General features: G+C 56.8%; 25 protein-coding genes. 10 read left to right on the top strand and 15 right to left on the bottom strand.

Annotated features, from left to right (window positions below; genetic code table 11):
- Positions 1–15: 15 nt before the first annotated feature.
- From LA5095_RS03400 to hmgA, 8 genes are all read right to left on the bottom strand, one after another.
- Positions 16–228 (bottom strand): DUF2783 domain-containing protein, encoded by a 213-nt coding sequence (locus LA5095_RS03400; protein WP_055111914.1) that lies wholly within the window; start codon positions 226–228, stop codon positions 16–18.
- On the bottom strand, positions 225–1838 hold the full coding sequence (locus tag LA5095_RS03395; protein ID WP_055112740.1) for an FAD-dependent oxidoreductase: 1614 nt from the start codon (positions 1836–1838) through the stop codon (positions 225–227). The genes LA5095_RS03400 and LA5095_RS03395 overlap by 4 nt, the downstream gene beginning before the upstream one ends.
- Before the next feature lie 23 nt (positions 1839–1861).
- Positions 1862–2386 carry a DinB family protein gene (locus LA5095_RS03390; protein ID WP_055111912.1) on the bottom strand — a complete coding sequence of 175 codons (525 nt, stop codon included), beginning with the start codon at positions 2384–2386 and terminating at the stop codon, positions 1862–1864.
- Between the two features lie 8 nt (positions 2387–2394).
- A complete protein-coding gene (locus LA5095_RS03385) occupies positions 2395–3000 on the bottom strand; it encodes a hypothetical protein (RefSeq protein ID WP_055111910.1) in 606 nt (201 codons plus the stop codon).
- A complete protein-coding gene (locus LA5095_RS03380; protein ID WP_055111908.1) occupies positions 2997–3956 on the bottom strand; it encodes an MBL fold metallo-hydrolase in 960 nt (319 codons plus the stop codon). Before LA5095_RS03380 ends, LA5095_RS03385 begins: the two co-directional genes overlap by 4 nt.
- An 89-nt stretch (positions 3957–4045) precedes the next feature.
- Positions 4046–5053 carry a fumarylacetoacetate hydrolase family protein gene (locus tag LA5095_RS03375; RefSeq protein WP_055111907.1) on the bottom strand — a complete coding sequence of 336 codons (1008 nt, stop codon included), beginning with the start codon at positions 5051–5053 and terminating at the stop codon, positions 4046–4048.
- 5 nt (positions 5054–5058) lie between these two features.
- Positions 5059–5928 (bottom strand): MBL fold metallo-hydrolase, encoded by an 870-nt coding sequence (locus LA5095_RS03370; RefSeq protein WP_055112737.1) that lies wholly within the window; start codon positions 5926–5928, stop codon positions 5059–5061.
- An 8-nt stretch (positions 5929–5936) separates the two neighbouring features.
- On the bottom strand, positions 5937–7310 hold the full coding sequence (gene hmgA / locus LA5095_RS03365; RefSeq protein WP_055111905.1) for a homogentisate 1,2-dioxygenase: 1374 nt from the start codon (positions 7308–7310) through the stop codon (positions 5937–5939).
- 222 nt (positions 7311–7532) lie between these two features.
- Between hmgA and LA5095_RS03360 the strand changes: the two genes are divergently transcribed.
- Positions 7533–7850 carry a hypothetical protein gene (locus tag LA5095_RS03360; RefSeq protein WP_055111903.1) on the top strand — a complete coding sequence of 106 codons (318 nt, stop codon included), beginning with the start codon at positions 7533–7535 and terminating at the stop codon, positions 7848–7850.
- Positions 7851–7895: 45 nt separating this feature from the next.
- Here the strand turns inward: LA5095_RS03360 and LA5095_RS03355 are convergent, their stop codons facing one another.
- Both LA5095_RS03355 and LA5095_RS03350 read right to left on the bottom strand, forming a co-directional pair.
- Positions 7896–8366, bottom strand: coding sequence for a DM13 domain-containing protein (locus LA5095_RS03355; RefSeq protein WP_055111901.1), 471 nt, complete (start codon positions 8364–8366; stop codon positions 7896–7898).
- Between the two features lie 109 nt (positions 8367–8475).
- On the bottom strand, positions 8476–9951 hold the full coding sequence (locus tag LA5095_RS03350; protein ID WP_055111899.1) for a helicase HerA domain-containing protein: 1476 nt from the start codon (positions 9949–9951) through the stop codon (positions 8476–8478).
- Between the two features lie 261 nt (positions 9952–10212).
- Here LA5095_RS03350 and LA5095_RS03345 point away from each other — a divergent pair, with 261 nt between their 5' ends.
- On the top strand, positions 10213–10869 hold the full coding sequence (locus tag LA5095_RS03345) for a cupin domain-containing protein (protein WP_055111897.1): 657 nt from the start codon (positions 10213–10215) through the stop codon (positions 10867–10869).
- Between the two features lie 4 nt (positions 10870–10873).
- Here the strand turns inward: LA5095_RS03345 and LA5095_RS03340 are convergent, their stop codons facing one another.
- Positions 10874–11458 carry a DUF2867 domain-containing protein gene (locus tag LA5095_RS03340; protein WP_055112732.1) on the bottom strand — a complete coding sequence of 195 codons (585 nt, stop codon included), beginning with the start codon at positions 11456–11458 and terminating at the stop codon, positions 10874–10876.
- A 213-nt stretch (positions 11459–11671) separates the two neighbouring features.
- Between LA5095_RS03340 and LA5095_RS03335 the strand changes: the two genes are divergently transcribed.
- Both LA5095_RS03335 and LA5095_RS03330 read left to right on the top strand, forming a co-directional pair.
- On the top strand, positions 11672–12775 hold the full coding sequence (locus tag LA5095_RS03335; RefSeq protein ID WP_055111895.1) for an efflux RND transporter periplasmic adaptor subunit: 1104 nt from the start codon (positions 11672–11674) through the stop codon (positions 12773–12775).
- A 15-nt stretch (positions 12776–12790) separates the two neighbouring features.
- Positions 12791–15940 (top strand): efflux RND transporter permease subunit, encoded by a 3150-nt coding sequence (locus tag LA5095_RS03330; protein ID WP_055111893.1) that lies wholly within the window; start codon positions 12791–12793, stop codon positions 15938–15940.
- A gap of 62 nt (positions 15941–16002) precedes the next feature.
- On the opposite strand, the gene LA5095_RS03325 is transcribed toward LA5095_RS03330, so the two are convergent.
- Both LA5095_RS03325 and LA5095_RS03320 read right to left on the bottom strand, forming a co-directional pair.
- Positions 16003–16587: a nitroreductase family protein gene (locus tag LA5095_RS03325; RefSeq protein ID WP_055111891.1), complete on the bottom strand. Its 585-nt coding sequence runs from the start codon at positions 16585–16587 to the stop codon at positions 16003–16005.
- 99 nt (positions 16588–16686) lie between these two features.
- Positions 16687–17622, bottom strand: a complete 936-nt coding sequence (locus tag LA5095_RS03320; protein WP_055111889.1) for a DMT family transporter — start codon at positions 17620–17622, stop codon at positions 16687–16689.
- Positions 17623–17685: 63 nt separating this feature from the next.
- Between LA5095_RS03320 and LA5095_RS03315 the strand changes: the two genes are divergently transcribed.
- From LA5095_RS03315 to trhA, 3 genes are all read left to right on the top strand, one after another.
- Positions 17686–18639, top strand: a complete 954-nt coding sequence (locus tag LA5095_RS03315; RefSeq protein WP_055111887.1) for a LysR family transcriptional regulator — start codon at positions 17686–17688, stop codon at positions 18637–18639.
- A gap of 113 nt (positions 18640–18752) precedes the next feature.
- Positions 18753–20105, top strand: coding sequence for a DHA2 family efflux MFS transporter permease subunit (locus LA5095_RS03310; RefSeq protein ID WP_055111885.1), 1353 nt, complete (start codon positions 18753–18755; stop codon positions 20103–20105).
- Between the two features lie 15 nt (positions 20106–20120).
- Entirely contained in the window at positions 20121–20765 is a 645-nt protein-coding gene (trhA, locus tag LA5095_RS03305) for a PAQR family membrane homeostasis protein TrhA (protein WP_055112730.1), read from the top strand.
- Between the two features lie 19 nt (positions 20766–20784).
- Here the strand turns inward: trhA and LA5095_RS03300 are convergent, their stop codons facing one another.
- Entirely contained in the window at positions 20785–21516 is a 732-nt protein-coding gene (locus LA5095_RS03300; protein WP_055111883.1) for a L,D-transpeptidase, read from the bottom strand.
- A gap of 154 nt (positions 21517–21670) precedes the next feature.
- Between LA5095_RS03300 and LA5095_RS03295 the strand changes: the two genes are divergently transcribed.
- From LA5095_RS03295 to LA5095_RS03285, 3 genes are all read left to right on the top strand, one after another.
- Positions 21671–22738, top strand: coding sequence for a dipeptidase (locus LA5095_RS03295; protein WP_235808841.1), 1068 nt, complete (start codon positions 21671–21673; stop codon positions 22736–22738).
- 100 nt (positions 22739–22838) lie between these two features.
- Positions 22839–23117 carry a hypothetical protein gene (locus LA5095_RS32635; protein WP_055111879.1) on the top strand — a complete coding sequence of 93 codons (279 nt, stop codon included), beginning with the start codon at positions 22839–22841 and terminating at the stop codon, positions 23115–23117.
- Positions 23000–23902: a GntR family transcriptional regulator gene (locus LA5095_RS03285; RefSeq protein WP_082442746.1), complete on the top strand. Its 903-nt coding sequence runs from the start codon at positions 23000–23002 to the stop codon at positions 23900–23902. The genes LA5095_RS32635 and LA5095_RS03285 overlap by 118 nt, the downstream gene beginning before the upstream one ends.
- A gap of 25 nt (positions 23903–23927) precedes the next feature.
- Here the strand turns inward: LA5095_RS03285 and LA5095_RS03280 are convergent, their stop codons facing one another.
- Positions 23928–25553 carry an ABC transporter ATP-binding protein gene (locus LA5095_RS03280; protein ID WP_055112728.1) on the bottom strand — a complete coding sequence of 542 codons (1626 nt, stop codon included), beginning with the start codon at positions 25551–25553 and terminating at the stop codon, positions 23928–23930.
- Positions 25554–25557 lie beyond the last annotated feature (4 nt).

Raw genomic sequence — 25557 nt, 5'->3', positions numbered from 1 at the left:
AGATTCATATGCCGCTCAATATTGTTGCTTCGAAACCCGGTCCACTTTCGCAGCCTCCAACAATTGACGCAGTTCGCCCAGATCCCCGATACGGTTTGCCATCAGCAGAATGAGCCGTGCGTTGAAGGCATCGCTCTCTTCCTTGCCGAGTTTCTCATGAGCGGAAAGCAAATCGGCGTAGAACGCGTCGGGAGCTTCCAGATTTGGTGTGGTGACGCTTTCGCTCATTGAACCTTCCCTCCGATTGCCTTGGCTAATGCCGCCCCGATCTCTGTTTGATCGCAATCCAGCCATCGCGCCGCGACATGCTGATCCGGGCGGATCAGGTAGATTGCGGCTGCGGCGTTTCCAAGATAGCGATCCCGGAGCTCCGGACTGATGTTTTCCCTGCCGATAGTGATGCCGGTGAGCGAAACACCGTTGATCTCGTTGTCTGACGGAATGTCGACGCCAAGCCCGAGAAGCACGAATTCCCCTGTCAGGTGATCAAGCAGCCAATCTTCACCGAGTGGTGCATCCACAACGGTACTGCCCGGGCGAGTTCTTTGCGGCAGAGAACTGACATCCGGACCGTTCAGCGGCGAACCGTCATACGTGCAAGGGACGGACAGGCGCCCTGAATTCACAAGCGGCCGGGCAAATTCGTAGTGTTCCGAGAGATCGAGCACAGCATCGCGGAAAATCCGGCTCATTTCCGATTTCGGTGTTATGAAATCCGTCGAGCGGGAGCTTTGCAGTATATTTTCGTCGGCACCATGCTCGCGCTCGAATGAATAACTGTCGAGCAGCGTTTCAGGTGCCTTGCCGTCAAGAACCAGCTTCAGCTTCCAGCCAAGATTGTCGACGTCCTGGAAGCCGGAATTTGCACCGCGGGCTCCGAAGGGTGAAACCTGATGGGCCGCGTCACCGGCAAAGATCACCCTGCCGTGGCGAAACTCTTCCATCCGCCGGCACTGGAACGTGTAGATGGATACCCATTCCAGGTCGAACTCAACGTCGTCCCCGAGCATCTGCTTCAATCGGGGAATGACGTTTTCCGGCTTCTTTTCCTTTTCCTTGTCAATGTCCCAGCCGAGCTGAAGGTCGATCCGCCAGACACCGTCCGGTTGCTTGTGAAGCAGTGCCGACTGGTCCTTGTTGAAGGGCGGGTCGAACCAGAACCAGCGTTCGGTCGGAAAATCGGCCTTCATGATGACATCGGCAATCAGGAAATTGTCTTCAAAAACGCGTCCGACAAAGTCGAGGTCGAGCATCCGCCGCGTCGGCGACCCTGCCCCGTCACAGGCAACAAGCCAGTCGGCCTCCAGGTTGTAGGCTCCTTCCGGAGTCTCGATCGTTACAAGCGTATGGTCATCATAGCAATGCAGGTTTTCAACGCGGTTGCCGCCCCGGATTTCCACCGGCTTGCCTTCCGTCTGCAGCGCCCTGATGCGTTCGACCAGATAGAGCTCGCAGTAGTATTGCTGCAGATTGATGAAGGCCGGACGCTTGTGACCGTCCTCGGGCAGCAGGTTGAAGTTATAGACCTGCCGGTCACCGAAATGGACCTTGCCGAGGTTCCAGACGACCCCCTTGTCGACCATTTCGTCACCGCAACCCAGCCGGTCGAATATCTCCAGGGAACGCTTTGAAAAACAGATCGCCCTGGAACCGACACTGACCTTGTCATTGTCGTCGAGCACAACGACTGGAACGTTCGCCTGGGCAAGATCGATTGCCATGGCAAGCCCGACGGGTCCTGCCCCGATAATGACGACCGGGTGGCGGACAGGTGCCGGCGCATCCTGGTCAGCGGTGCGCTTGTAGGGATAGAGCGGCACTTCAAATAATTTGGTCACAGGTTTGTCTCCCAGCTCCCGCGTCACATGTGTTTTTCAGCCGCCGAATGGCGGTCGAACTCAAGAAAGAACTCATCCAGCTGAGGCGGTGCGACACCGGTTCCGGCCAGCATGGCATGCACCTGTCCACGGTGATGGATCTGGTGCTGGAAGAGATGCAACAGCGTGTTGCCAATGGTCTCTCGCATGACACCATTGTTTCCCCGGTCCTGCGCAACGCTTCTGTCCAGATCCGTCTCGCTCAAGCCGTCACAGAACAGAACAAGTTGTTGATCCTGCCAGGTTTGCGCCGATCTCAACTCCTCCGCAGTCTGAAGATGCGGCGTCTCGTAGACAGCCAGGCCCTTCCCATCTTCGCGCAGTGCATCCAGGTAGTAGCGATCGACTTCCCAGTTGTGATTAAGCGTTTCCCGGATCGACGGGAAAAAGCCGGTCCGCTCGGCCTTGAACTCTGCCTGACTGATTCGGCAGCACGCCTGATAAAGCCGTTCGTTGGCATAGGCATTGTTGCCCGCCATCAGGCGGAGATGTTGAAGTGCTGTAGACATGAGGACCTTTAGTACAAGCCAAATCGAGCGTGAGAACTTACAAGTTCCTCGAGCTCTGGTTCCAGATCTCCAACGCCGTCAAATACCCGCTTTGCGTGATCTATCATATCGTCTGAAGCAGCAAACAGCGTTCCACTGCCACAAAGGTCCGATTGCGATACCACCAGCCGGTCTCCAGTATCCAGTATTGGAGGGCTAGGAAACACACCGTTTGCAAGATCCTGGGGTTCGCGATGAAACTTCCACATGCTATCGGTGTTCACATTCAATACTGCAAGGCCAAACAAGAACTTTCTGCCTTTCCATGTTGCGTGTTGGCAAGCCAAAGACGCTTCATAACCTCCTGCAGGTAAAAGGACTATCAGGTCGCTACCTTGCATTAACGGTGCCGCATTCCCGCGGATCTGATCGGTAACTTCGATGACAAACTCCAAAGGTTTGCCTTGAGTTTCAAGAGGCCTCATTTGCTGTATTGTGCAATCCGCGAAGCGCCCGGCCACTACGATTTCTGAACGTATGAGGCGTTTTACACTTCCTGCACCCGAGCGAGTGCATGCCGTAGCAGCAGAGGTCAGCAAAACCAGCATTACGGCTATTGCGACCAGAAATTTCACCCCTGAAGATCCGTCCACATTTTCGCATCCCGTTCGGCCGTCCAGATACGCGGCGTGTCGATGCCGAGTGCCTCGTCATAGGCCCGAGCAACATTGAACGGCAGGCAATGCTCGTAGATCGCGTAGTCCTTGAACTTTGGATCGCATTCGGCGCGGCAGGCGTCCCAGGCCTCTTTCAGCGATCCGCCACCCTGAGCGATCCGGGCGACCGGCCGGTAGGTCGAGGACACGAAGTCGGCCGTGTTGGTCAGCGCCTTGCCCACCATCTCCTTGCCAACCAGCGCGTCGCCGCGACCCGGTGCGATGGCTTCCACATCGAAGGTACGGATTGCTTCAAGCGTTGCCGGCCAGTCGTTGAAATGGCCGTCGCCGCAATAGCAGGCGGAGTGGTATTCGACGATATCGCCAGTGAACATGACGTTCTGGTCCGGCACATGGATGACGATGTCACCCGCCGTATGGGCGCGACCAAGGAAGCGCAGATCGACCCGGCGCTTTCCCAGATAAACGGTCATGCGGTCGTTGAAGGTGGTGGTCGGCCAGGTCAGGGACGGAATGTCGTTGACATTGTCATAACCCATGAACAGACGCGGGAACCGCATGAATTCAGATTCCCGGTCTTCAGCGCCACGCTCCACAACCATGGAACGGGCCTTCTGGCTCATGATCACGGTCGGTGCCTGATAGGCGGCAGCGCCCAAAACGCGCACGGCGTGATAATGGGTCAGCACAAGATGGCTGATTGGCTTGTCCGTGACGGAGCGCACCTTTTCGATCACCTTGTTGGCAAGTTCAGGTGTCGCCTGCGCCTCGATGATCATGACGCTGTCATCACCGACGATGACGCCGGTATTCGGGTCCCCCTCGGCGGTGAAGGCCCAGAGGTCCTTGCCGATCTCGGTGAAGGAGATCTTCTTTTCCGCCATGTCCCCGGCGGATGCGAATTGTTTGCTCATGCGTACTCCCCAGACACTGCGCCTGCTTGTTGTTTGATCCCGATCGGGTCCGGGACCGTGTCAGCTTCGATTTGACCGGCAAGGTCTGCCTAGACCTTCTCCACCGTCTGCTCGATCGCTCCGAAGATCGAATGCCCTTCCCCGTCCATCATTTCGATACGCACCGTGTCACCGAATTTCATGAAAGGAGTCTTGGCCTGACCGTCATTGATCGTCTCAATCATGCGGATTTCGGCAATGCAGGAATACCCGACGCCACCGTCTGACACCGGTTTGCCCGGGCCTCCGTCAAGCTTGTTCGAAACGGTACCTGAGCCGATGATTGCTCCTGCGCCAAGATCACGCGACTTGGCTGCATGGGCGATCAGCTGGCCGAAATCGAAGGTCATGTCGACACCGGCTTGTGCTCGGCCGAACGGCGCGCCGTTCAGATCCACATGAAGCGGCAGGCTCAGCTTGCCGTCTTTCCAGGCATCGCCCAGCTCATCCGGTGTGACAGCAACAGGTGAGAACGCGGAAGAAGGCTTGGACTGGAAGAAGCCGAATCCCTTGCCGAGCTCCGCAGGAATAAGACCGCGCAGAGACACGTCGTTGACAAGCATCACCAGCTGAATGGATTTCAAAGCGTCCTCGGAGCTGACACCCATTGGCACGTCGCCAGTGATGACGGCGATTTCGCCCTCCATGTCGATGCCCCAGGCTTCCTCGCGCATTCTGATCGGATCGCGCGGTGCGAGGAAAGTGTCGGAGCCGCCCTGATACATCAGCGGATCGGTCCAAAAACTGTCCGGCATCTGGGCGCCTCTTGCCTTGCGCACCAGTTCCACGTGGTTGACATAGGCCGAGCCGTCCGCCCACTGAAATGCGCGCGGCAACGGTGACAGGGCATCATGTTCGTGAAACCGGATCGTCGGCACGGCATCGTGCGACAGGCTTTCGGCCAGCAGCTTCAGCTTGGGCGAAATGACATCCCAGTCGTCCAGCGCGGCCTGCAGCGTCGGTGCGATGTGGCTTGCATCGGTGCAAAAGGTCAGCCGTTCGTTGACCACCACCAGCTTGCCGTCCCGGCTGCCATCCTTGAGCGTTGCCAGTTTCATTAATTTCAGCTCCTTGTGATTGTCAGCCCGTCATGGCCGACAATGGTTTTACCGGAAAAGGCTTTCGTGGCATCCAGCCATTCTTCTGTTTCAAACCCGGGCAGATCCGCCGGGATCAGGTGGTTGAGCACGAGCGTCCCGGCCTTAGCAGCCTCGGCAATCTTCGCGACATCGGGCGCCGTTGTATGGCTCGCCAGAAGGTGTTCCCTTAGCCGCGCACCATTGCCCGTGATTTGCACGATCGTGTCAACACCGCGTTCCAGCATCGCCTCGTGAACAAGCACTGCACACCCTTGAGCAAACTTCGCCAACGGCGGAAAATAAGTTGTATCGGCTGAAAAGACGACAGACCAGTCAGCCGTTTCGAACCTCAGTGCAAAGCAATCGGCAACCGGCGGATGATCAACCTTCAGCGCTCTCACGGATAGCTTTTCGTCTTCCAGCGACAGGTCGCCTTCCCGAATCAGATGGATCTCCACCAGATCACGCAAATCGGGCCGGCCTTCATCGTCGATCCTCAGATCGATGTCGTAGCGCATGGAATTCAGGAAACCGTCCCAGTATTCCATCAGGTCTGCCGGACCGTAGACCCTCACCGTACGCGCAAGTCCCGTTGTCCATGCGGTGTGAAGAAGCGGCCCGAGTTCCAGCACATGGTCTGAATGCATGTGCGTGATGAAGACAAGGTCGAGGTCCTTCAACTGAACCCCTGCCTCCACAAGGCCTCGGGTTACACCCAGCCCGCAATCGACAACGCATCTTCGGCCGCCAATCTCGATCAGCGAACTGGTCGGCGACGGGCCACCCGGACGTATGGCCGGGCCACCTTTCGACCCGAGAATGACCAGGCGGTCCTTGAGATCCGTTGACGCCATCTGTCCAATCAACCCTTGTTCCACGTTCCTTCCGGGGTCCCGTCAAACTTTTTCTCAAGTGTCTCCCAGCAGTCAATATAGTCGTCCTGAAGCGGTGCTTCCCGGGCAGCAAATTCGGTAAGGTGCTGCGGAAAGCGGGTCTCGAACATGAACGACATGGTGTTGTCGAGTTTTTCCGCTTTCAGATCCGCATTGGACGCGCCCTCGAAGGCATTCTTGTCAGGTCCGTGCGGTATCATCATGTTGTGCAGACTCGTGCCGCCTGGAACAAAGCCTTGCGGTTTGGCGTCGTACTGACCGTAGATATTGCCCATCATTTCCGACATGATGTTCTTGTGATACCAGGGTGGACGGAACGTATCTTCCATGACCATCCAGCGCTCGCGGAACAGCACGAAATCGATATTGGCCGTGCCAGGCACGCCAGACGGTGCTGTCAGAACCGTGAAGATCGACGGGTCCGGGTGGTCGAACAGGATTGCTCCGATAGGGCAGTAGTTCCTCAGATCGTATTTGCATGGGGCATAATTGCCATGCCAGGCAACGACATCCAGCGGAGAGTGTCCGATCTTTGTCTCATGAAACTGACCGCACCATTTCACTGTTACGGTTGACGGCGCTTCGCGATCCTCGAAACAGGCAACAGGCGTCTTGAAATCCCGCCGGTTTGCCATGCAGTTGGCACCGATCGGTCCCCTGCCCGGCAACTCGAACTTCTGCCCGTAATTCTCGCAGACGAAGCCGCGCGCGGGACCTTCCAAGACTTCGACCCTGTAGACAAGTCCTCGTGGCAGGATGGCAATTTCCTTTGGCTCCAGCTCAATGACGCCGAGTTCCGTACAAAACCTCAGGATCCCCTCCTGGGGCACCACCAGAAGCTCGCTGTCGGCTGAAAAGAAATACTGGTCTTCCATCGATTTCGTGACGAGATAGATATGGCTCGCCATGCCGACCTGGGTGTTGACATCACCGGCGGTGGTCATCGTGCGCATGCCGGTCAGCCAGGTGAGATCTTCATCCGTATGGGGCACCGGATCCCAGCGGTATTGGCCGAGCGAGATGACATCCTCATCAATGTTCGGCGCGCTCTTCCAATAGGGCAGATCTATCTTCCTGAAGCGGCTGGTATGCTTCACAGACGGACGGATGCGATAGCACCATGTGCGTTCATTCTGATGGCTCGGCGCGGTAAATGCCGTGCCCGAGAGCTGCTCACCATAAAGACCGTAAGCACATTTCTGCGGGCTGTTCATGCCCTGTGGCAAGGAGCCCGGAAGCGCTTCCGTTTCGAAGTCGTTGCCGAAGCCCGGCATGTAGTCGGTCTGCGAAGAATTGCGGCCGTTGCCGGACACATCCTGAGTGCTATCCGTTCTCTGATCCATCACGTCCTCCCGGGTCAGGGCTAAATTAGTTACATATGTAACCAATATTCGAAATGGGTCAAGATATATCGGCAATGATTTTTTCAACTTCAATTTATTGAACGCTTAACTATCTGATTTCACTGAAATAATTTACCTGCTATCCCCCTTTGCCAACAAGGTGCCTTGATCGCCGGGCCAGATTACGCTAAAAAGAACAAACTAAGAACATTTGAGGTAAGCATGCAATTTGTCAGCCCTGTCCAAGGCCAGTTTGCTGTTGTGGTGGCTTCACAAACGTCCGGTTTCGATGCGTTGCCGACCACGGATGTCACGCCGGAAGATGTCCGCGAGATGATGACCTACCTGCGCAAGGCCAAGGAACGGGCGGTCGCCATACGGGATCACTCGCCGGCAGGCAGTTACATGGAAAGTGTTTTGACGAGAACCATCGACGGCATCACGCTTGAACTCTCCCAACTTGACTACCTGCTTGCACGCAAACCCGTCATGCTGGCGGAAAAAGGCCCATCGGACCGGCGCATGCGTCCGGCAATCTGATACGGTCTCGGAAGATCCCGATCTCCCCGGAAGTGTCGTTCGGGTTTACCTGTACTTTCCGGCGGTGATGAACTCACCGAAGGCCTCGCACCACACCAGCACCGTATTGTAATCGTCGATGCTCACGTCCCCGGGAACTTCAACGATGAAGCCGTCGAAAGTCTTGATATCTCCGAGCCGGACAGCAGACTCCTTCATGGCAATAAAGCCGGCCTCATCATCGACGAACTCCTTGACGAGATAGAGTTTGTAGTCCGGGCCAGGCGAGAGTTCGCCTTTGTGGACAATCCGGCGATCGGAAAGACTGATCGTGCCTTCGCCCCAATGGAGCAGGTCGCTACCCTTGAGGTCCCGAGACAGGGGAACCTCATATCTTGCACCTTCCGCCGCTGCAGCCAGCGCGGTCGCGTCCGGCCCATTTGGTTCTGTCAGGATCGGCAGAAAATAGACGCCGAGCGCGAAACCGATGGCCAGAACGGCGCCATGGGAAACCAATAGAAGAAGCAGCTTCAGCATATCAGGTCCTTGTTATCGATTTGGCGTGCGCTTCAACAGGTGAAGACATGTGACGATACAACCAAGTCAAGGTGACAATTGCGTGCAAGACAGTTGAACCGGGCCGCCCTTATGCCGCCGCCTCGTCGCCTGGCGCTGTCTGCCAGCCAAGATCTGTCAAGGTGACAATGCGATTGCCGCGCAGGTCCGTTGCGCAGACGAGGAAACCGCGCTCTTCCATGTGGCTCAACAGCCATCTTGCCCTTCCTGGCGACCTCGTTCCATAAGCTGTTGCAATCTCGATATTGCCCGGACATGGCGTTTTTGCCAGCGCGGCTTTTGCAAGCAGCAGATAAACGCCTCGCATGTCGTCGGGCAATTCCGCCGCGATCAGTTCCGCCTGCGCCCAGGCACCTTCATCCATCTCACCCTTTTCAACCCCTGCCCGCGCAACCGACAGTTTTTCCCGAAAGTTCTGCAAATCCGGCGCGCCGCCTGCCAGTTTGGCAATCCGGCACCGAACCTGGAAATCCTGATAGAGCGTTGCAATCGGCTGGAACGCCGCGTCTTCGTCTTCCAGAATACCTGCAATGATCTCGGCGACTTTCTCCTCGCGCTCACCGAAGTCCAGCAGGTTCTCGGCCTGAGGTAACGCATCTTCGCCGGCCAGTTCGGCGCTGGAAAGCCGATCAAGCACTTCGCCTGTCGAAACGACCGGCTCCACAAAACGCTGTCTGATGGGCCGATGCTCATCTGCTGAGGGCGTGAAGATCAGATCCTTCGCCTCTTCCTTCGGCTGATCCGGCAAAGGCATCAGTTTCGGGCTCCCGCCGCGCCCCATGGTCTCAACGGGGCCAATCTTGATGGGCACGGGCCGTCGTGACAAGGCAGGACCAAGTGCGATGAAATTGCCCCGGTCCAAATTGCGGAAACTTTCAGCTTGCCGGCGTTCCATACCAAGCAGATCCGCGGCACGCGCCATGTCGATATCGAGAAATGTGCGTCCCATCAGAAAATTCGAGGCTTCCGCGGCAACGTTCTTGGCAAGCTTTGCCAGACGCTGGGTTGCAATGATACCCGCCAGTCCGCGTTTACGGCCGCGGCACATCAGGTTTGTCATCGCTCCCAATGAGCGTCTTCGGGCTTCTTCCGTGACTTCACCGGCAGCAGCCGGTGCGAAAAGCTGGGCCTCGTCGACAACGACAACCATCGGATACCAGAGATCGCGATCAGCGTCGAAAAGCCCGTCCAGGAAAGTTGCAGCCGCCTTCATCTGGCGGTCTGCGTCGAGGCCTTCCAGATTGAGGACAACGGAAACGCGGTGCTGACGGACCCTTCCTGCAATCATCTGCAGGTCCTTTTCCGTACCAACGGCATCGACAACGACGTGACCGAATTTCTCCGCCAGAGACACAAAGTCTCCTTCCGGATCGATGATCGCCTGCTGCACCCAGTTCGCCGACTGTTCCAGGAGACGCCTTAACAGATGCGATTTGCCCGAGCCGGAATTGCCTTGCACCAGCAGACGCGTTGCAAGCAACTCTTCCAGATCGAGCCCGGCGCGCGAACCACCCGTCATTTCTCCGATATCGATCTCAACTGTCATACGAACTCGTTCAGCGTATTTCGACGCTTCGATTACTCCGCTTGTGCCGCCTATCAAGTACGCGACTCAGCACGATTCCTCGGCCATTGCAAAGACCACCGGACAGGAATCCGTCGTTTTCCAAGAATTCCACGCAACGGGTTTTCGCATACCGGAAATTCCGGCCCGCCAATCCCCAACGAATTGATTTCTCCTCTCCTCTTCAAAAGCGTATTTGTAGCTCCATCTAATTCTAAGGCACTGCCTTGAGGGAGAGACCAGATGAAAATCCACGCCGATCTGAGCGTACGCGCCGTTGTCGACAGTGCGGCCCTGGACTGGGTGCCCTCGCCGATGGCTGGTGTCGAACGACGTATGCTTGAACGCGATGGTGAAGAAGTCGCGCGTGCGACCAGTCTCGTGCGCTACGCACCCGGATCAGCTTTTTCCGCACACACACATGACATGGGCGAAGAGTTTTATGTTCTGGACGGCGTCTTTTCAGACGAAAGCGGCGATTTTCCCAAAGGCATGTATGTTCGAAACCCTCCAGGCTCAAGCCATGTGCCTTCCAGCGAACCGGGTGCGGTGATCCTTGTAAAGCTGCGCCAGATGCAGGCAGACGATGATGTCTATGTGCGCGTCAACACGCTTGATCCGGCCGGTTGGCAAGTGGGACGGCCGGGCGAATCCATTCTGCCGCTGCATATCCGTCCGGACGAGGAAGTTGTCATGCTCGACTGGGAACGCGGCTCCAGTTTCTCCCAACAGACGTTTCCCGGCGGGGTCGAATATTTCGTTGTGGAAGGCAGTTTCGAAGATCAGAACGGAAGATATGACCAGGGCGCCTGGCTCCGCCTTCCCCCGGACAGCAGCCAGACCATCATGACCAACCAGGGCACAAGGGTCTGGCGCAAGACGGGACATCTGTGCCGTTGAAGGCCTAAGACGCAGTTGCCGTCGTGAGCCTCTGCTTAACTGCGGTATCCAGTACGGTTGAAGCGATCTTCTTGTGAAATGGCAGAATCAGAGCGAGATAGACGTGGCCGAAAATGTTGTGTCGCTTGCAACAGGTGGATGCAAAGATCCTGGGTGACCGGTCAGTTCGGCGGAATATCGACAGCCTGAAGTCCTGGTGCCAATCATCCTCGCCGAGAAGGATCTCGTTGTCTTCGACACGGAAGATCCTGAAAAAACCTATCCGGTCACCTGGCTTTCTGTCTTCAAGTGGCGTGTCTTTCTGTTCCAGACCGAGATCTTCGGTTGTTTTTAACCCGAACGGCTTGACAACGGTATCACGCAGCGAGAGCAGCGCGTTCATCCAGCCGATCTCGGCCATCAGGATGTGATCAGCAAGGACACGCATGTCCGCAGCTTGAAGATCCGGCCTTTCTGCCAGTGACACGGAATAGACGTCCATGAAATCACGTGGTGCATAATAGGTGTTGAGAATGCTGTCACTCGGCAGTCTGTCTCGAACGCTCGTATCAAGACCCCATCTGGTGTGCTTTCCGGGACAATACACCATCACATCAACGTCCTCATCGCGCCGATTGACACACCCCGCGACACATGGACTTTCTGTTGGAATTTCCACCTGGAAAACTGGAAGCCGTTACGTCCGAAGATTGCGAAGACGGCCAAAATAAATTGTAAATTGCCCTGTTTTCAATCGCTTCGCCGCGCATTCCGGTTATGATGAAAATCGATTTGAATTGGACATGTTTCGGCTGGAGGGGTCATGAAAGCTGCCAAGGTATTGTTGGGCCTGACTGTCGGTCTTGTCAGCGGGATCGGTGCGAGTGCTCAGGAAAGCGGATCATCCCCTCAAAAAGTCAGCGTAGCCAAAGTCCAGATGATCACACCGGCAAACAGTTCGCGTTATGTCGGCCGCGTCGAGGCAACGAACAGCGTCGACATCGTCGCCAGGGTTGAGGGCTATCTGACAGAACGCAAGTTCACCGAAGGCGGTTCGGTCAAGCAGGGCGACCTGCTTTACGTGATCGAAAAGGATCTTTACCAGGCAAGCGTCGACCAATCCAAAGCCACGCTCGAGGGAGCGAAGGCAACGCTCAAAAACGCGCAGATCGAGCTGGAACGCCAGCGGCAATTGCTTGCCAAGGGAGACGTCTCACAGGCTGTCTATGACAGTGCGAAGGCGACGGCGGATCTGGACCAGTCCAATGTGGACGAGGCACGGGCCAACCTGGAAACGGCCACGATCAACCTGGGATATACGAACATCACCAGTCCGATCGACGGCCGCATCAGCAAGACCAATCTCAATGTCGGCAATCTTGTCGATTCGAACACCGGCGCGCTCGCGACCGTTACCAGCGTCAATCCGATCTATGTCAGCTTCTACATGGGTGAAAAGGATCTGATAAAGGACCGGGAAGCTGGCCTTATCGGTGACGACGGTGCAACGTTTCAAGTCGGTCTTACCCTTGCCGACGGAACGAAATATCCCTCCGAGGGAAAGATCTCCTACGTGGGAACCTCCGTCGAGGAAGGCAGCGACTCCGTCGAACTGCGCGCAACATTCGACAACCCGAAAAACCTCCTGATCCCCGGTCAATTCGTCAATGTCTCCGTCAAGGACGACACGCAGACGCCGATGCCGGCAATTCCGCAATCCGCAATCCAGCTCGACGCGAAGAGCCATTTCGTTTTCGTGGTCGGTGCGGACAACAAGGTCGAACGGCGGGACATCGTGCTCGGCCGGCAATCGGGCACGCTCTGGGAAGTCACATCGGGCCTCAAGGATGGAGAGCAGGTCGTTGTTCAGGGTCTTCAACGGATTCGCCCCGACATGACGGTCGACCCGGTTGAAGCAAAAAGCTAGAAGAGACCTGAGGCCATGCTGTCCAAGTTTTTTATCGACCGACCGAATTTCGCGCTCGTGCTGTCGCTGATAGCGTCCCTTGTCGGGGTGATCGCCATCATCTTCATACCGATTGCAGAATATCCGGACGTCACTCCGCCGCAGATCGTGGTGGCTGCGCAGTATCCCGGTGCCGATTCCGAACTCATCGAAAAATCGGTCGCGGTCCCGATCGAAGAGCAGGTGAACGGCGTCGACGACATGCTCTACATGTCCTCGACCAGTTCCAACTCCGGTTCGTATCAACTGACCATCACGTTTGAAGTCGGCACGGATCCGGATATTGCGGCGGTAAATGTGCAGAACCGGGTGGCGCTCGCCGAACCGACCCTGCCGCAGTCCGTCAAGACACTTGGCGTTTCCACGCAAAAACAATCCGCAAACATGCTCCAGGTCATCAATCTGGTTTCACCGGACGAAAGCCGGGACGCCATCTACCTGAGCAACTACGCGACCATTCACATGCAGGACCGCCTGTCCCGCCTGCCCGGCGTTGGCAGCGTGTCGCAATTCGGTCCGCTGGACTACAGCATGCGGGTCTGGATGAACCCAGACCAGATGGCGGCCCTCAACCTGACGGCATCCGACCTTTCGAACGCAATACAGGCCCAGAACGCCCGTGCAACAGCCGGTCAGATCGGTGGAGCGCCCTTTGCGGGCCCGACCGACCTGCAGTTTACGCTGAAATCGCAGGGCCTTCTGGAAACGACTGAGCAATTCGGCAACATCGTGGTATCAGGCGACACTTCAGGGCAACTCGTGCGGCTGAGAGACGTGGCAAGGATAGAGCTCGGCTCCAGTTCCTATTCGGCCTATTCTGCGCTCAACAACAAACCGGCAACGTCTATCGCCGTTTACCAGAGCCCCGGCGCCAATGCGCTCGACGTGGCAGCCCTCGTCGCCGAAGAGCTTGACAGGATGAAGGCGGACTTTCCGTCCGGCGTCGAATACGAGCTTCTTTACGATATTACCAAGGCGGTCCGTGCCTCGATCGAGGAAATTCTGACGACCCTTGCCATCACAACGGCACTTGTCGTGTTCGTTGTGTTCATGTTCCTGATGAACTGGCGTGCGGTCATCATCCCGGCCGTTGCCATTCCCGTATCGTTGCTTGGAACGCTGGCGGTTCTCTACCTGATCGGGTTTTCCGCAAACCTGATCACGCTGTTCGGTGTTGTCCTTGCCATCACGCTCGTTGTCGACGATGCCATTGTCATCATCGAAAACACCGAGCGTATCATGAGCGAGGAAGGTCTCGCACCTCGTGAAGCCACCCTCAAGGCCATGAGCCAGGTGACGAGTCCCATCATCGCGACCACATTCGTACTGCTTGCGGTTTTCGTGCCGGTTTGTTTCTTTCCGGGGATTACCGGACGGATCTATCTGCAATTCGCCCTGACGATCACCGTCGCTTTCTGCCTGTCCGCGGTCAATGCGCTGACACTGTCACCCGTGTTGTGTTCAATCCTTTTGCGCCGCTCGGATGCCAAGCCGCCCCGGCTTCTACGGTTCTTCGCCAGGTTCGTCGACAAGGTTCGCGACGGCTACGTGTGGCTTGTCCGGATCATGATCCGCCACGTCGCACTGTCACTTCTCATACTTGTCGCCGCTGTTGCAGCGACTGTCTTCATGTTCCGCGAAACAGCAACCGGCTTCATACCGCTTGAGGACAAGGGCGTCCTCTTTGCCAATGTCCAGCTTCCGGATGGCGCATCTCTGCAGCGATCGGACGCGCTGGCAAAAGAAATGACATCAGTGATGCGGGAGGTCGAGGGCGTGACCGATGTCATTTCCGTTACCGGCTTCAGCATCATTGCGGGTGAAGGCTCCAACTATGTCACGCTGATCCCGATCCTGGCTCCCTGGGATGAACGGAAAACGAAGGCCACCCAGTGGTACAACATCCTTGGGACGCTCAACGAGAAACTTGCAACATTCGAGGAGGCGATCGCCTTTGTCTTTCCCCTGCCCCCGATCGACGGACTTGGAATTTCCGGTGGCATAGCAGCCCAGATCCAGGATGATGCCGGTGCCAGCGTGGTTGATCTGGGAGCGGTAACGAACGCGGTCCTCTCGGCGGCGAACGACAACCCGATCTTCCTGCAGGTTTTCAGTTCCCTTTCCGCCAGCAATCCTCAATACGAGGTTGATCTGAACCGGGACAAGGCAGAGGCCCTCGGCGTCGATGTCAGCGACATATTCACCGCTCTTCAGGCCAATCTCGGGTCCTACTACGTCAACAATTTCATTCTCGACAGCAAGATATTCTGGGTCATCCTCGCTTCCGAGGCGGAGTATCGGCAGACGCTTGAAGATGTAGGCAACATATATGTCCGAGGCTCATCCGGCGACATGATCCCGCTCAGTACGCTGGTCAATCTTACCCCGGTTGTCGGTCCCCAGAGCGTAACCCGCTACGACATGGTCCGCTCGGCAGCGGTTCAAGGCCTCACCAACACGGGTTTCAGCACCGGCGACGGGATCACCGCTTTCGAGAAAGTCGCCCAGGACGTTCTGCCAAAGGGGTATTCCATTGAATGGACGGGCATGTCGCTACAGGAAATCGAGGCCGGCTCCTATGTCATCTATATTTTCCTGCTGGCCTTCCTGTTTGCCTATCTCTGTCTTGTTGCGCAGTACGAGAGCTGGCTGTTGCCGATTTCCGTGATGCTGTCGGCAGTCTTTGCGGTTTGCGGCGCCATGATCCCGCTCTACCTGATCGACGTTCTGAACAACAACATCTATGCCCAGATAGGCATGGTGCTTCTGATCGGATTGGCGGCCAAGAAGGCCATCATGCTTGTCGAGTTTTCCCGCAATTGCCGTGATGAAGGCATGAGCATAACGGACGCGGCGATCAGCGCGGCACACACGCGGTTCCGCCCGGTGACGATGACCGGCCTGTGTTTCATCATCGGGGTCTTGCCGCTGGTATTTGCGACAGGTGCCGGGTCGGCGAGCCGGATTTCCATTGGCCTGCCGGTTTTCGCCGGAATGATCCTGGACAGCACGATTGGTCTCCTGATGATCCCGGTTCTTTATGTGGCGGTTCAAAGTTTTCGAGAGAAGGTATTTGGGAAGCCGTCGTCGGAACTGGACAAAGTTCAATCCGGCTCAAGTGCGTGATGTAGCGGGGTGGCGATGCAATTATTCGCCACCTTCGCTCAATGCACGAGAGAACCGTTTCGTCAGCCCCAGGTTCCCGCAAAGGCGATTTCGCTCAGTGGTTTGCGAGCGCTCGGCGTTTCGCGCTCCTGCAGACTTTCCGACAGTTGAGACGCATCGCCCCGCCTGCCGATTGCAATGGCGATTTCCGGCTTGAACCGGTCCGGGACACCCAGCCGCTGGTGAATATCCTCTATCAAGATGCCGGCCATCCCATGTGTGTGATACCCGAGCGCGGTTGCCTGTAGAGCGACATGGGCCCAAGCCGATCCCGCATCGAAGGAATGGGTGCCGCTCGCCCGGTTCGGCTCGTCGTTCTTGCCGTCAACTTCCGTGTCAGAAAACAGATAAACCAGCGCTGAGGCATGCTGGGCCCAATCCAGGTTGAAGGGGTTCAGCAGATTGACCAGGGTTTCCCAATGGTCATCCCCTCGGCGTGCGTAAACGAACCGCCAGGGCTGAATATTGAAGGCCGACGGCGACCAGCGCGCCGCTTCGAGGATGGTTTTCAGATCGGCTTCCGGCATTTCGGATCCGTCAAAAGCGCGCGTTGACCAACGATCGACAAAGAGGTTTTCGACGGGATGATCGGGATTGCGACCAGTCATTGGCAAGTTCTCCTAGGCTCATGCGGGCTTCTAGCCGCCCGGGTGAGCCGGAGATAATCACTTTTTATCTTTATATCAAGATACTTTTTATAAAGATATTTATCCTGCCTGGACGACCCTCGGTTCCCGTACCGGGCTGGCACCCGGTGCAGGCGCAACCAGTATCGCGGACAGAACGAGCAACGCACACACGAGTTCGAGCAATCCGAATGTCTCACCAAAAACAAGCCAGCCAACCAGGAACATGGTGGGCAGCTCGAAACTGCCGGCTGCTGCGGTTCGCATCGGACCGATTTTTTGGCATGCGATCGTGTACATGATCTGCGGAACGAGCGCCGTGACCAGCCCCATCAACACAATCAGCCACAACTCATCGAATGATGACGGCAATATGGATCCGCCACCTTCATAGAGCGCCAGCGGCAACAGGCCGGCAATGGCACCTACCAGGGTGCTCACTGCGCGCTCAAGAGGATTGAGATCACCGGACATTCCGCTCAGGACGACGATCAGAAAACCGAAGGCGATCGGCGCGGGGATTGCCCATAGCAAAGCCGCAAGGATCTGAGGCGACAACGTGGACGGGTCCAGCAGGAGCGAGGCCGCCCCAAGCACCAGAGCGATCGCGGCGAAGGTTCTCCAGGTGAGCGCCTGGCGCAGAAGTACCCATGCAAACAGTGCTGCGAAGGCGGGGTAGGACATGTAAACGACGCCGGCTGCTGCGAGTGGCGCCATGCTGATCGCCTCCAGATAGCCGATCAGACTGAGGCCGACGACACCTCCCGCGCCGGCAAGAAGCAAGGCCTTTCCCCATTTATGCCGCTCGCGCGGAAGAAACGGCAGCAGCACAACCACCGAGATCCCGTAGCGGTACAGCGCAATCGTGGCCGGACCGGTTCCCAGCCCCTGAAACTCCCGGACAAAGACCGGTACCAGACCGAAGCAGATAGCCGTCACCACGATTGTGAGTGTTGCGACTGCAGGACTGAGTTGGAAGCGGGGTAAAGAGAAGACTGACATGCCCTTTCGATACATCGCCTCTCTCCATAAATAAAATTCTTAGTTTTCATTTTGATCATGAAATGATTTCATGGAGAAATGATACCGAAACTCGCCATTCATCACCTGACGCTCCTCTCCGCCCTGAATGAAACCGGAAGCATGACCATTTCCGCATCCCGCCTGGGCATAACCCAGTCCGCCGCCTCCCACCGGCTTCGCGAAGCCGAGCGACGGATCGGGATTTCTCTCGTCCAACGGGGTGAAACCGGCTTTCAGCTGACACCCGAAGGCGAACGCCTCAGGCGGCTGGGGGAAAATTTTCTCGCCGAGTTGTTCAGGCTGGAGCAGGAACTGGAGGCTTCCGCGCAGGAACAACGTCTGCTGGTCCGGCTCGGTCAGGCGACTTACAGCCGTTACCACTGGTTCCCGGCCTTTCTGGAATATCTGGAAGCCGAAGACACCAACCTGACAGTAGATCTTTCGGGCAACGCGACGTCCCGGCCGCTCGCCTCGCTGATCGACGGTTCCGTGGATGTTTCGCTGGTGTTCGGCAGGGAACCTGCCCTTGCCCAATTCAAGGCCACAAAACTTGGATCCGACCCGATCGTCGCCGTCATGTCGGCAAATCACCCACTGGCAGGCGAACCCGTCGTCAACAGTCTGAACATGGGTGACGAGCGATTTTTCGTATATCCGCTGACGGCCGAACCCGGTTTCGACTGGACCACCCTTCTCGGCGCTCCGGTCGAACCTTTCCGCCGCCTGACGTCGATGCCGACACCGGAGGCCGTCATCGATCTTGTGCGAGCAAGTTTCGGCGTTGCGCTTTTCAGCCAATGGGCGATCGAACCCGAACTGGCGGATGGCACACTGGTTGCGCGGCCAATCGCGGACGACGGCATGTATCTCGACTGGTGGTGCGTCAGACGCGCATCGGACCCGAACGACGGTCCGGCGGCCCGCCTGGCAGCGGCCCTGTTGTCCTGGAGTGCGCAGTCTGACCGTGCCTTGTCAACGCTGGCCTTTGCGGCAGATCGGCCAAGCCTTTGATTGCATTCTCAAGAAACAGCTATGCTACCGTCTGCCGGCTGACTTAAGGTGGAAATTGACCGGCACAGGGCAAGCAACGCCCAAAGTGTTTATCGACAAGGAAGCAGCGGATAATGTCACTTTCCGACAAAGAGCGTAAGCGGGGTCTTGTTCTTGCGGTTGGTTGTCTCGGCGGTCTCGTCATGCTCGACGAAACGGTGCTCGGCGTGTCATTGCCCGCCATTCGCGAACATTTCCACCTGTCCGCGACAACGACACACTGGATACTCAACGCGTACATGCTTGCCTTCACATGCTTTGCTGCCGTTGGCGGCAAGGCAATCGACCTGTTCGGATTTCGACCTGCCCTCATTGCCTGCAGTATTGTTTTTGCCATCGCCAGTCTTGTCGCGGGATTGGCAGACAGCATCGCAATACTGATCGCAATGCGTGTCGTTCAAGGACTTTGCGCGGCGATCATGTTTCCCATGTCACTCGCCGCCGCAACTTTGACTTTCGACGAAAACGAACGCGGCAGGGCGATCGGCATACTGGCCGCCATGGCGACCATTTTTCTCGCAGCCGGTCCATTGGTCGGCGGTGTTCTGACGGATTTTCTTTCCTGGCGGTGGGTCTTCTGGATCAACATTCCTGTTGTCGTCGCGGGGAGTGTTCTTGCCTGCATCTTGTGGCGCAATCCGGAACACTCGCGGCCACGCCCCGTCATCGATCCCATCGGACTTGTGCTGATGCTCATTGGGCTCACCGCATTTATTTTCGGCCTGATGGAAGGGCCCGATTTCGGCTGGTTGTCACCGGTGATCCTTGGAACCGTGTTCGGAGGTGTCATCGGCATCGCGGTGTTCCTGGTCTATGAGACCAGAAAGGCCAAGCCGCTGATCGATGTACGCCTGTTCAAACTGCCCCCGTTTCACGCGAGCGCGATGATCATTCTGCTCACCCAAATGAGCAAGATTGTCGTTGCGATCTATGTGCCGCACTACCTGCAGCTGGATCTGTCCTATTCAGCTCTCTGGGCTGGAATCGGCACAGTCATCGCCGTCTTGCCGATGCCCATTCTGGCTGCCCCGGCCGGAAAATTCTCGGACAAATACGGCTCCCGAAAACCGGTTCTGTTTTCCATGGCCCTCCTGGCGGTAGCCAACATACTGATTGGCCTGGTCATGCTGCTGAACACTTATTGGGCGCTGGCGCCAGTTCTGCTCATGTGGGGGATTTTCCTGCCGTTCGCAATGATCCCGACAGGACGCATAACCGCAAACTCCGTGCCGAGAGACAAACAGGGCGAAGTCAGCGGCCTCATCATCAGCGCCCGTCTTGTCGGCGGCACACTCGGTGTCACTCTGGGAAGCGTCCTCCTGGCCATGGGAGCGGGTTTCACGTCGATATTCGTCACCATGGGCGTCATGATCGCCCTGGCATGTGCCTACAGCTCAATTGCACTGGAATATGATTCGACATCATGAGGCGTGGAAGGTGAAATGACGGAATTCAGGGCTCAATCACTCGCAGAACTGATCGCTGATGGTGCTATCCACACGATTGGCATCTGCCTCGGTCTGACCGCAACGGTCGTGCTCGCGGTAACGCTCTGGAATACCGGCGACGCGACCCGGCAGATCACCGTGATGATCTATGCGGCCTGCCTGATGACCATGCTGATCTGTTCAGCGCTCTACAACTTGCTCGCCAAGGATCACAAATCCGGCATTTTGCGGCGACTTGATCATGCGGCGATCTTCCTGATGATTGCAGGTACCTATACGCCTCTTGCTGCTGTCATCATAGGAGGTTGGACCGGCGGCATCCTGCTTGCGATCGTTTGGACGGGTGCCCTGTCCGGAGCCCTGCTGAAGCTGGTTCACCTGTCCCGTACCGAGCGATTGACGGTTCCGATCTATCTGGGCCTTGGCTGGGTCGTTGTCTTTGCCGCCAATCCGCTGATCGAAAGAGCGTCGACATTCGGCTTCTACATGATCCTGGCCGGCGGATTGCTCTACACGATCGGGACTGCATTCTATGCCTGGAAGAAGCTGCCCTTCCAAAACGCCATCTGGCACGCGTTCGTCCTCGCCGCGGCAGTCTGCCACTTCAGTGCAGTCCTGCACGACGTTGCCCTAACCTAGGCTCTGGCACCACTCGACGTTACGCCTCGGCGTTGGGGTCCTTGCTCAGCACGACCACCTTCGTTCGCAGCGGAACACGGTTGAACAGGTCGATCACGTCTTGCTGCCACATGCGAATGCAGCCGGAAGAAACGCTCTTGCCGATGGAGGAAGGCTTGTTGGTGCCGTGAATACGAAAAAGCGTATCGACCGGCCCCTGCCAAAGATCCATGGCACGCGCACCGAGCGGATTTTTCAGGCCGGGCGGATAACCCTTTTCCCAGTATCGCTCGAGTGAGGGCTTCCGCGCGATCATCTCGCGTGGAGGGCGCCAAATCGGATGTTCGCGCTTCACGCGGATCAACGCTTCACCGGACCAGTCAAATCCGGCGCGACCGACACCGATGCCGTAGCGAAGCGCTTTCTTGTTGCCAAGGGTCCAGTAAAGATAGTTGTTGTACGGATCGACAATGATCGTGCCTGGTCTTTCCCGGGTCTTGTACTCCACGATCTGCCGCAGATAACTCTCATCGAAATTCTTGTAATTGATCGCCGGCCAGGTGTACTCGCCATCCGGCAAAGCCGCGTAGGCGGTCGCATAGTCGAAGTTCTCGTCCGGCAGCTCGGCCTGATCCGGCAGCCCGACGGCCGTCTGGCATCCTGCCAACGCGGCACCGGTGAGCAACAGGCCTCCGGTCAGAAATGTCCGGCGTGAAACCAGGCCATCTTTTCCCAAAATTGAGTTTTCGTGCAGCGGCAATTCGCGCGTCATTGTGACCTCCGAAAAATCTGGCACTCTTCTTGGGCCAGCTTTTCAACAGTTGCAAGTCACTTTCGCAAAAGCGCCTTACATTATTTGCGCGAACGACTAGAGTATGCACGTCGCCCCCCCATTTGTGATCCTCCGGTATCTTCAAGGACATTTCGTGCAACACGACGCTTCAGCTTCTCACTATCCGATTTTCGACGGTCACAACGACACGCTGCTCAAGCTTGAGATCAACGCGATCAAGGGCGAGGAACGCGACTTTTTTGAACGGTCTGACCAGGGGCACATCGATTTTGTTCGCGCAAGGCAAGCCGGCTTTTCCGGCGGCCTCTTCGCCATGTTTGTTCCATCGAATCCGGACCAGGACTTTTCCAAGTCGTTCAATCCGAAGGACCCGTCCAATTTTCAAGCAGTACCGCAAAAACAGGCGCTCGACTTCACCAAGCGCCTGTTGGAGCGCGCCGAACAGATTGAAGCCGCCTCGAACGGTTCAGTAGTCATCTGCAAATCTCCAAAGGAAAACCGGGAAGCGATCGAAACCGGCAAGCTTGCCATCAGTCTTCACATCGAAGGCGCCGAAGCCATCGACACGGAGTTCCACGCCCTGGAAGAGCTCTACGAGCGGGGACTTCGTTCCATCGGCCTTGTCTGGAGTCGTGAAAATGCCTTCGGTTACGGCGTTCCGATGTCCTATCCGGCATCACCTGATATCGGTCCTGGCCTGCCAGAAGCCGGGCGTGAACTTGTCAGGGCCTGCAACAAACTTGGCGTTTTGCTGGATGTCTCACATCTCAACGAAAAGGGATTCTGGGACCTTGCAGGCATTACCGACCGGCCGATCGTCGCAAGTCATTCCAATGTGCATTCCATCTGTGCCAGCAGTCGAAACCTGACCGACAAGCAACTCGACGCCATCAAGGAAAGCGGAGGCCTGGTCGGGGTAAATTTCCATGTGGCCTTCCTGAGACCTGACGGCAAATTTCAGAAAGACACATCCCTTGAAGTCGTTGCCGATCACACTGCCTATCTCGTGGATCGGCTCGGCGAGGACCATGTCGGCCTGGGCTCCGACTACGACGGGTGCATTCCGCCTGCAGATCTGAGTGATGTAACCGGTCTGCCACGGCTCTTCGATGTGCTGCGAGAGCGGGGTTTCAGTTCTGAAACACTCAGAAAACTGGCTTTTGAAAACTGGTTGTCCATGCTGGAAAAGTCGTCCGCCTGAGGGCACCTGATCCCGACCCAAACCGACTGCCCGTGGCTTCGGACCTTTTTCTGCTCGCGAATTTGTTACTAAAGCTTTCGAATTCGCGATTGCAATCATTGTGACCAAGGTCGAAGATGTACACATCAGCACTTTTTGCAGCCGTTCAAATGTCAATTCCGGCATTGTGAGAATCCCACTTTCAGGCAATTTTGACCAACCCGGTTTTCACCAGAAACGTGGAAAGGTCACAAAAGACCGGCAGATGGCTGCTATTGGTCGGTGCGCCCCATTGACCGGTATTCCGTTGCTGGCGGAAAATCGGATGACAAGGAGCATGCAGGGTTGCCTGAAATTTCCGGCATCCATTGCAGCTCCTTGCGGCGATACCGATCTTTGATCAGTGGCGGGGGCGACGACGTGAACATACAGATTGCTGCGGACAAGACGCCGCAAGCAAAAGAGGTTTCAGGGGACAAACGCACCCGAAAATCGGAGTCGGTTTTTCAGGACTTGAAAGGCCGTATTCTGACTGGCCAGCTTCGGCAGGACAGCCCCATGACCGAACAATCCCTCGCAAAGGACTATGCGTGTTCTCAAAGCACGATCCGGGAAGCCCTGATGTTGCTGCAGGAAGGCGGCCTCGTTGTCCGCAAAGGGTATCAGGGAACCTTCGTCACGGACCCTTCCGTTTCCGAAGCCCTGTTATTGCTCCGGTTGCGCGTCAATCTTGAAACCACCGGCATCATGGAAGCGGTAAAGAAAATTACTCCGTGCAAGCTCGCTGAACTTCGTGACCTCGATCGGCAATTCGTGGAAGCCCGAAGCCAGCGGGATGTCTTCACCTGCTCGGAAATCGATCGCGATTTTCACCTGCAGATCTTCAAACTCGCTGGAATGCCCGCACTGGACTCCATGCTGGTCAGAACGTTGATGATGCTTCAGCGCATCATGCTGCCGAATCCGAGGCCGGACGAAGCATGGACCCACCCGGATATTGTGCAACACGACCTGTTGCTTGATGCGCTCGAAGCAAGAAACGACAAAGCAGCGGTCAAAGCGCTGAAGGATCACGTGTTTTCCAGCGCAACGCTTCTTGCCAAACAGTATTACGGCCGGGATCCCGTCGCCTTGCGGGCGCTGTGTGAAAGAGAGCCCGACCAGGTCGTTCTGGAAGGGCTCTGAAAGTCACATATCATACTGAGCCAAATCAGGCAGTTTCCATCATTTGCTGCTGGGTCAGCATCGCGGCACCGATAAGTTCTTTGGTGTAGTCGCATTTAGGCGCTTCAAATATCGCGTCTGCCGTACCGGCTTCGACCACTTTGCCACGCTGCATGACCATCACCGTGTCTGACAGCGCGCGCACGACCGCGAGGTCATGGGAGATGAACAGATAGGTCAGTTCATGAGTTTTCTGCAAGTCACGCAGAAGCTCGACAACCTGTTTCTGAATCGTGCGGTCCAGAGCCGACGTCGGCTCGTCCAGAACGACGAATTCAGGCTTCAGAACCATCGTGCGGGCAATGGCTATGCGCTGACGCTGCCCACCGGAGAACTCGTGCGGATACCGGTTGCGCATGACAGGATCGAGAGACACCTCCTCCAACGCCTGGCAGGCACGTGCATCCCGGTCTTTGGCGGTCAGCGATGGCTCATGCACGAGCAGGCCTTCGGAAATGATCTGACCGACCGTCAAGCGCGGACTGAGCGAGCCAAACGGGTCCTGAAAGATAAGTTGCATGTCCTTGCGAAGCGCTCGCATCGCAACCTTGTCCAACCCGGAAATCTGTTGTCCGTGAAAGACAACGCGCCCCCCCGCGGGCAACAGGTTCAGGATCGCGCGGCCAAGCGTTGACTTGCCTGATCCGCTTTCACCCACAATGCCGAGCGTCTGGCCCTTGCGCAGTGAAAAGCTGATGTCGTCGACCGCGCGCAAGATGTGCTTGGGTTGCAGAAAACCGGAATCCAGTTCGAACTCGACCTCGACTTTCTGGGCTTCCAACAGAACTGGAGCGCTGTCGGGTACCGGAGGCTTGTGACCTGTCGGTTCGGCATCCAGCAGCATCTTGGTGTAGGGGTGCTCCGGCTGCGCGAAGATCTTGGCGGTTTCACCGCTTTCAACGACCTCACCGGTTTTCATCACATAGACGCGATCGGAGATCCGGCGCACGATGCCAAGGTCATGGGTGATGAACATCACCGCCATACCAAGGCGTTTTTGCAGATCACGCAGAAGATCAAGGATCTGCGCCTGGGTCGTCACATCCAGCGCGGTCGTCGGTTCATCGGCGATCAGCACGTCCGGATCGTTTGCAAGCGCCATGGCGATCATCACGCGCTGGCGTTGACCGCCGGACATCTCGTAGGGATATGCCTTGATCTTGCGTTCCGGCTCCGGAATGTTCACCAACTTCAGAAGTTCAAGTGCCTTTGCCTTGGCCTCTTTCCAGGACAGGCCGCCATGAACCACCATCGGTTCAGCCAGTTGGCGGCCGATGGTATAAAGCGGATCAAGCGATGTCATCGGCTCCTGAAAGATCATGGTGATCTTGGCACCGCGTATATCGTTCAACTGCCTGGTCGACAATCCGAGAATGTTGCGGCCTTTGTAGATGACTTCGCCTTCCGTTCGCCCGTTGGAGGCAAGAAGGCCCATGGCCGCCATCATGGTCTGGCTCTTGCCGGACCCGCTTTCTCCCACGATGGCGACCGTTTCACCGGCTTCCACGTGGATGTCGACGCCACGAACGGCATTAATTGTGCCCGTGCCGGTTTCAAAATCGACCTTCAAGTCGCGGATGGAAAGAACCGTTCTGCTGTTTTCCTGGGTCATGGTG

Source organism: Roseibium album, from assembly GCF_001404515.1.
Taxonomy (GTDB): Bacteria; Pseudomonadota; Alphaproteobacteria; order Rhizobiales; family Stappiaceae; genus Roseibium; species Roseibium album.
Note: the sequence above shows the minus strand (reverse complement) of the source record. Positions and strands in the feature narration are given on the sequence as shown.

What these genes read in the sequence shown, in the direction of transcription:
- LA5095_RS03390 (WP_055111912.1), bottom strand. Translation starts at nt 2,386, where the DNA reads ATGTCTACAGCACTTCAACATCTCCGCCTGATGGCGGGCAACAATGCC.
- LA5095_RS03360 (WP_055111903.1), top strand. Translation starts at nt 7,533, where the DNA reads ATGCAATTTGTCAGCCCTGTCCAAGGCCAGTTTGCTGTTGTGGTGGCT.
- trhA (WP_055112730.1), top strand. Translation starts at nt 20,121, where the DNA reads ATGACGGAATTCAGGGCTCAATCACTCGCAGAACTGATCGCTGATGGT.
- LA5095_RS03300 (WP_055111883.1), bottom strand. Translation starts at nt 21,516, where the DNA reads ATGACGCGCGAATTGCCGCTGCACGAAAACTCAATTTTGGGAAAAGAT.
- LA5095_RS03315 (WP_055111887.1), top strand. Translation starts at nt 17,686, where the DNA reads ATGATACCGAAACTCGCCATTCATCACCTGACGCTCCTCTCCGCCCTG.
- LA5095_RS03330 (WP_055111893.1), top strand. Translation starts at nt 12,791, where the DNA reads ATGCTGTCCAAGTTTTTTATCGACCGACCGAATTTCGCGCTCGTGCTG.
- LA5095_RS03370 (WP_055112737.1), bottom strand. Translation starts at nt 5,928, where the DNA reads ATGGCGTCAACGGATCTCAAGGACCGCCTGGTCATTCTCGGGTCGAAA.
- LA5095_RS03355 (WP_055111901.1), bottom strand. Translation starts at nt 8,366, where the DNA reads ATGCTGAAGCTGCTTCTTCTATTGGTTTCCCATGGCGCCGTTCTGGCC.
- LA5095_RS03380 (WP_055111908.1), bottom strand. Translation starts at nt 3,956, where the DNA reads ATGAGCAAACAATTCGCATCCGCCGGGGACATGGCGGAAAAGAAGATC.
- LA5095_RS03320 (WP_055111889.1), bottom strand. Translation starts at nt 17,622, where the DNA reads ATGTATCGAAAGGGCATGTCAGTCTTCTCTTTACCCCGCTTCCAACTC.
- LA5095_RS03280 (WP_055112728.1), bottom strand. Translation starts at nt 25,553, where the DNA reads ATGACCCAGGAAAACAGCAGAACGGTTCTTTCCATCCGCGACTTGAAG.
- LA5095_RS03400 (WP_055111914.1), bottom strand. Translation starts at nt 228, where the DNA reads ATGAGCGAAAGCGTCACCACACCAAATCTGGAAGCTCCCGACGCGTTC.
- LA5095_RS03375 (WP_055111907.1), bottom strand. Translation starts at nt 5,053, where the DNA reads ATGAAACTGGCAACGCTCAAGGATGGCAGCCGGGACGGCAAGCTGGTG.
- hmgA (WP_055111905.1), bottom strand. Translation starts at nt 7,310, where the DNA reads ATGGATCAGAGAACGGATAGCACTCAGGATGTGTCCGGCAACGGCCGC.
- LA5095_RS03335 (WP_055111895.1), top strand. Translation starts at nt 11,672, where the DNA reads ATGAAAGCTGCCAAGGTATTGTTGGGCCTGACTGTCGGTCTTGTCAGC.
- LA5095_RS03340 (WP_055112732.1), bottom strand. Translation starts at nt 11,458, where the DNA reads ATGGTGTATTGTCCCGGAAAGCACACCAGATGGGGTCTTGATACGAGC.
- LA5095_RS03310 (WP_055111885.1), top strand. Translation starts at nt 18,753, where the DNA reads ATGTCACTTTCCGACAAAGAGCGTAAGCGGGGTCTTGTTCTTGCGGTT.
- LA5095_RS03350 (WP_055111899.1), bottom strand. Translation starts at nt 9,951, where the DNA reads ATGACAGTTGAGATCGATATCGGAGAAATGACGGGTGGTTCGCGCGCC.
- LA5095_RS03345 (WP_055111897.1), top strand. Translation starts at nt 10,213, where the DNA reads ATGAAAATCCACGCCGATCTGAGCGTACGCGCCGTTGTCGACAGTGCG.
- LA5095_RS03325 (WP_055111891.1), bottom strand. Translation starts at nt 16,587, where the DNA reads ATGACTGGTCGCAATCCCGATCATCCCGTCGAAAACCTCTTTGTCGAT.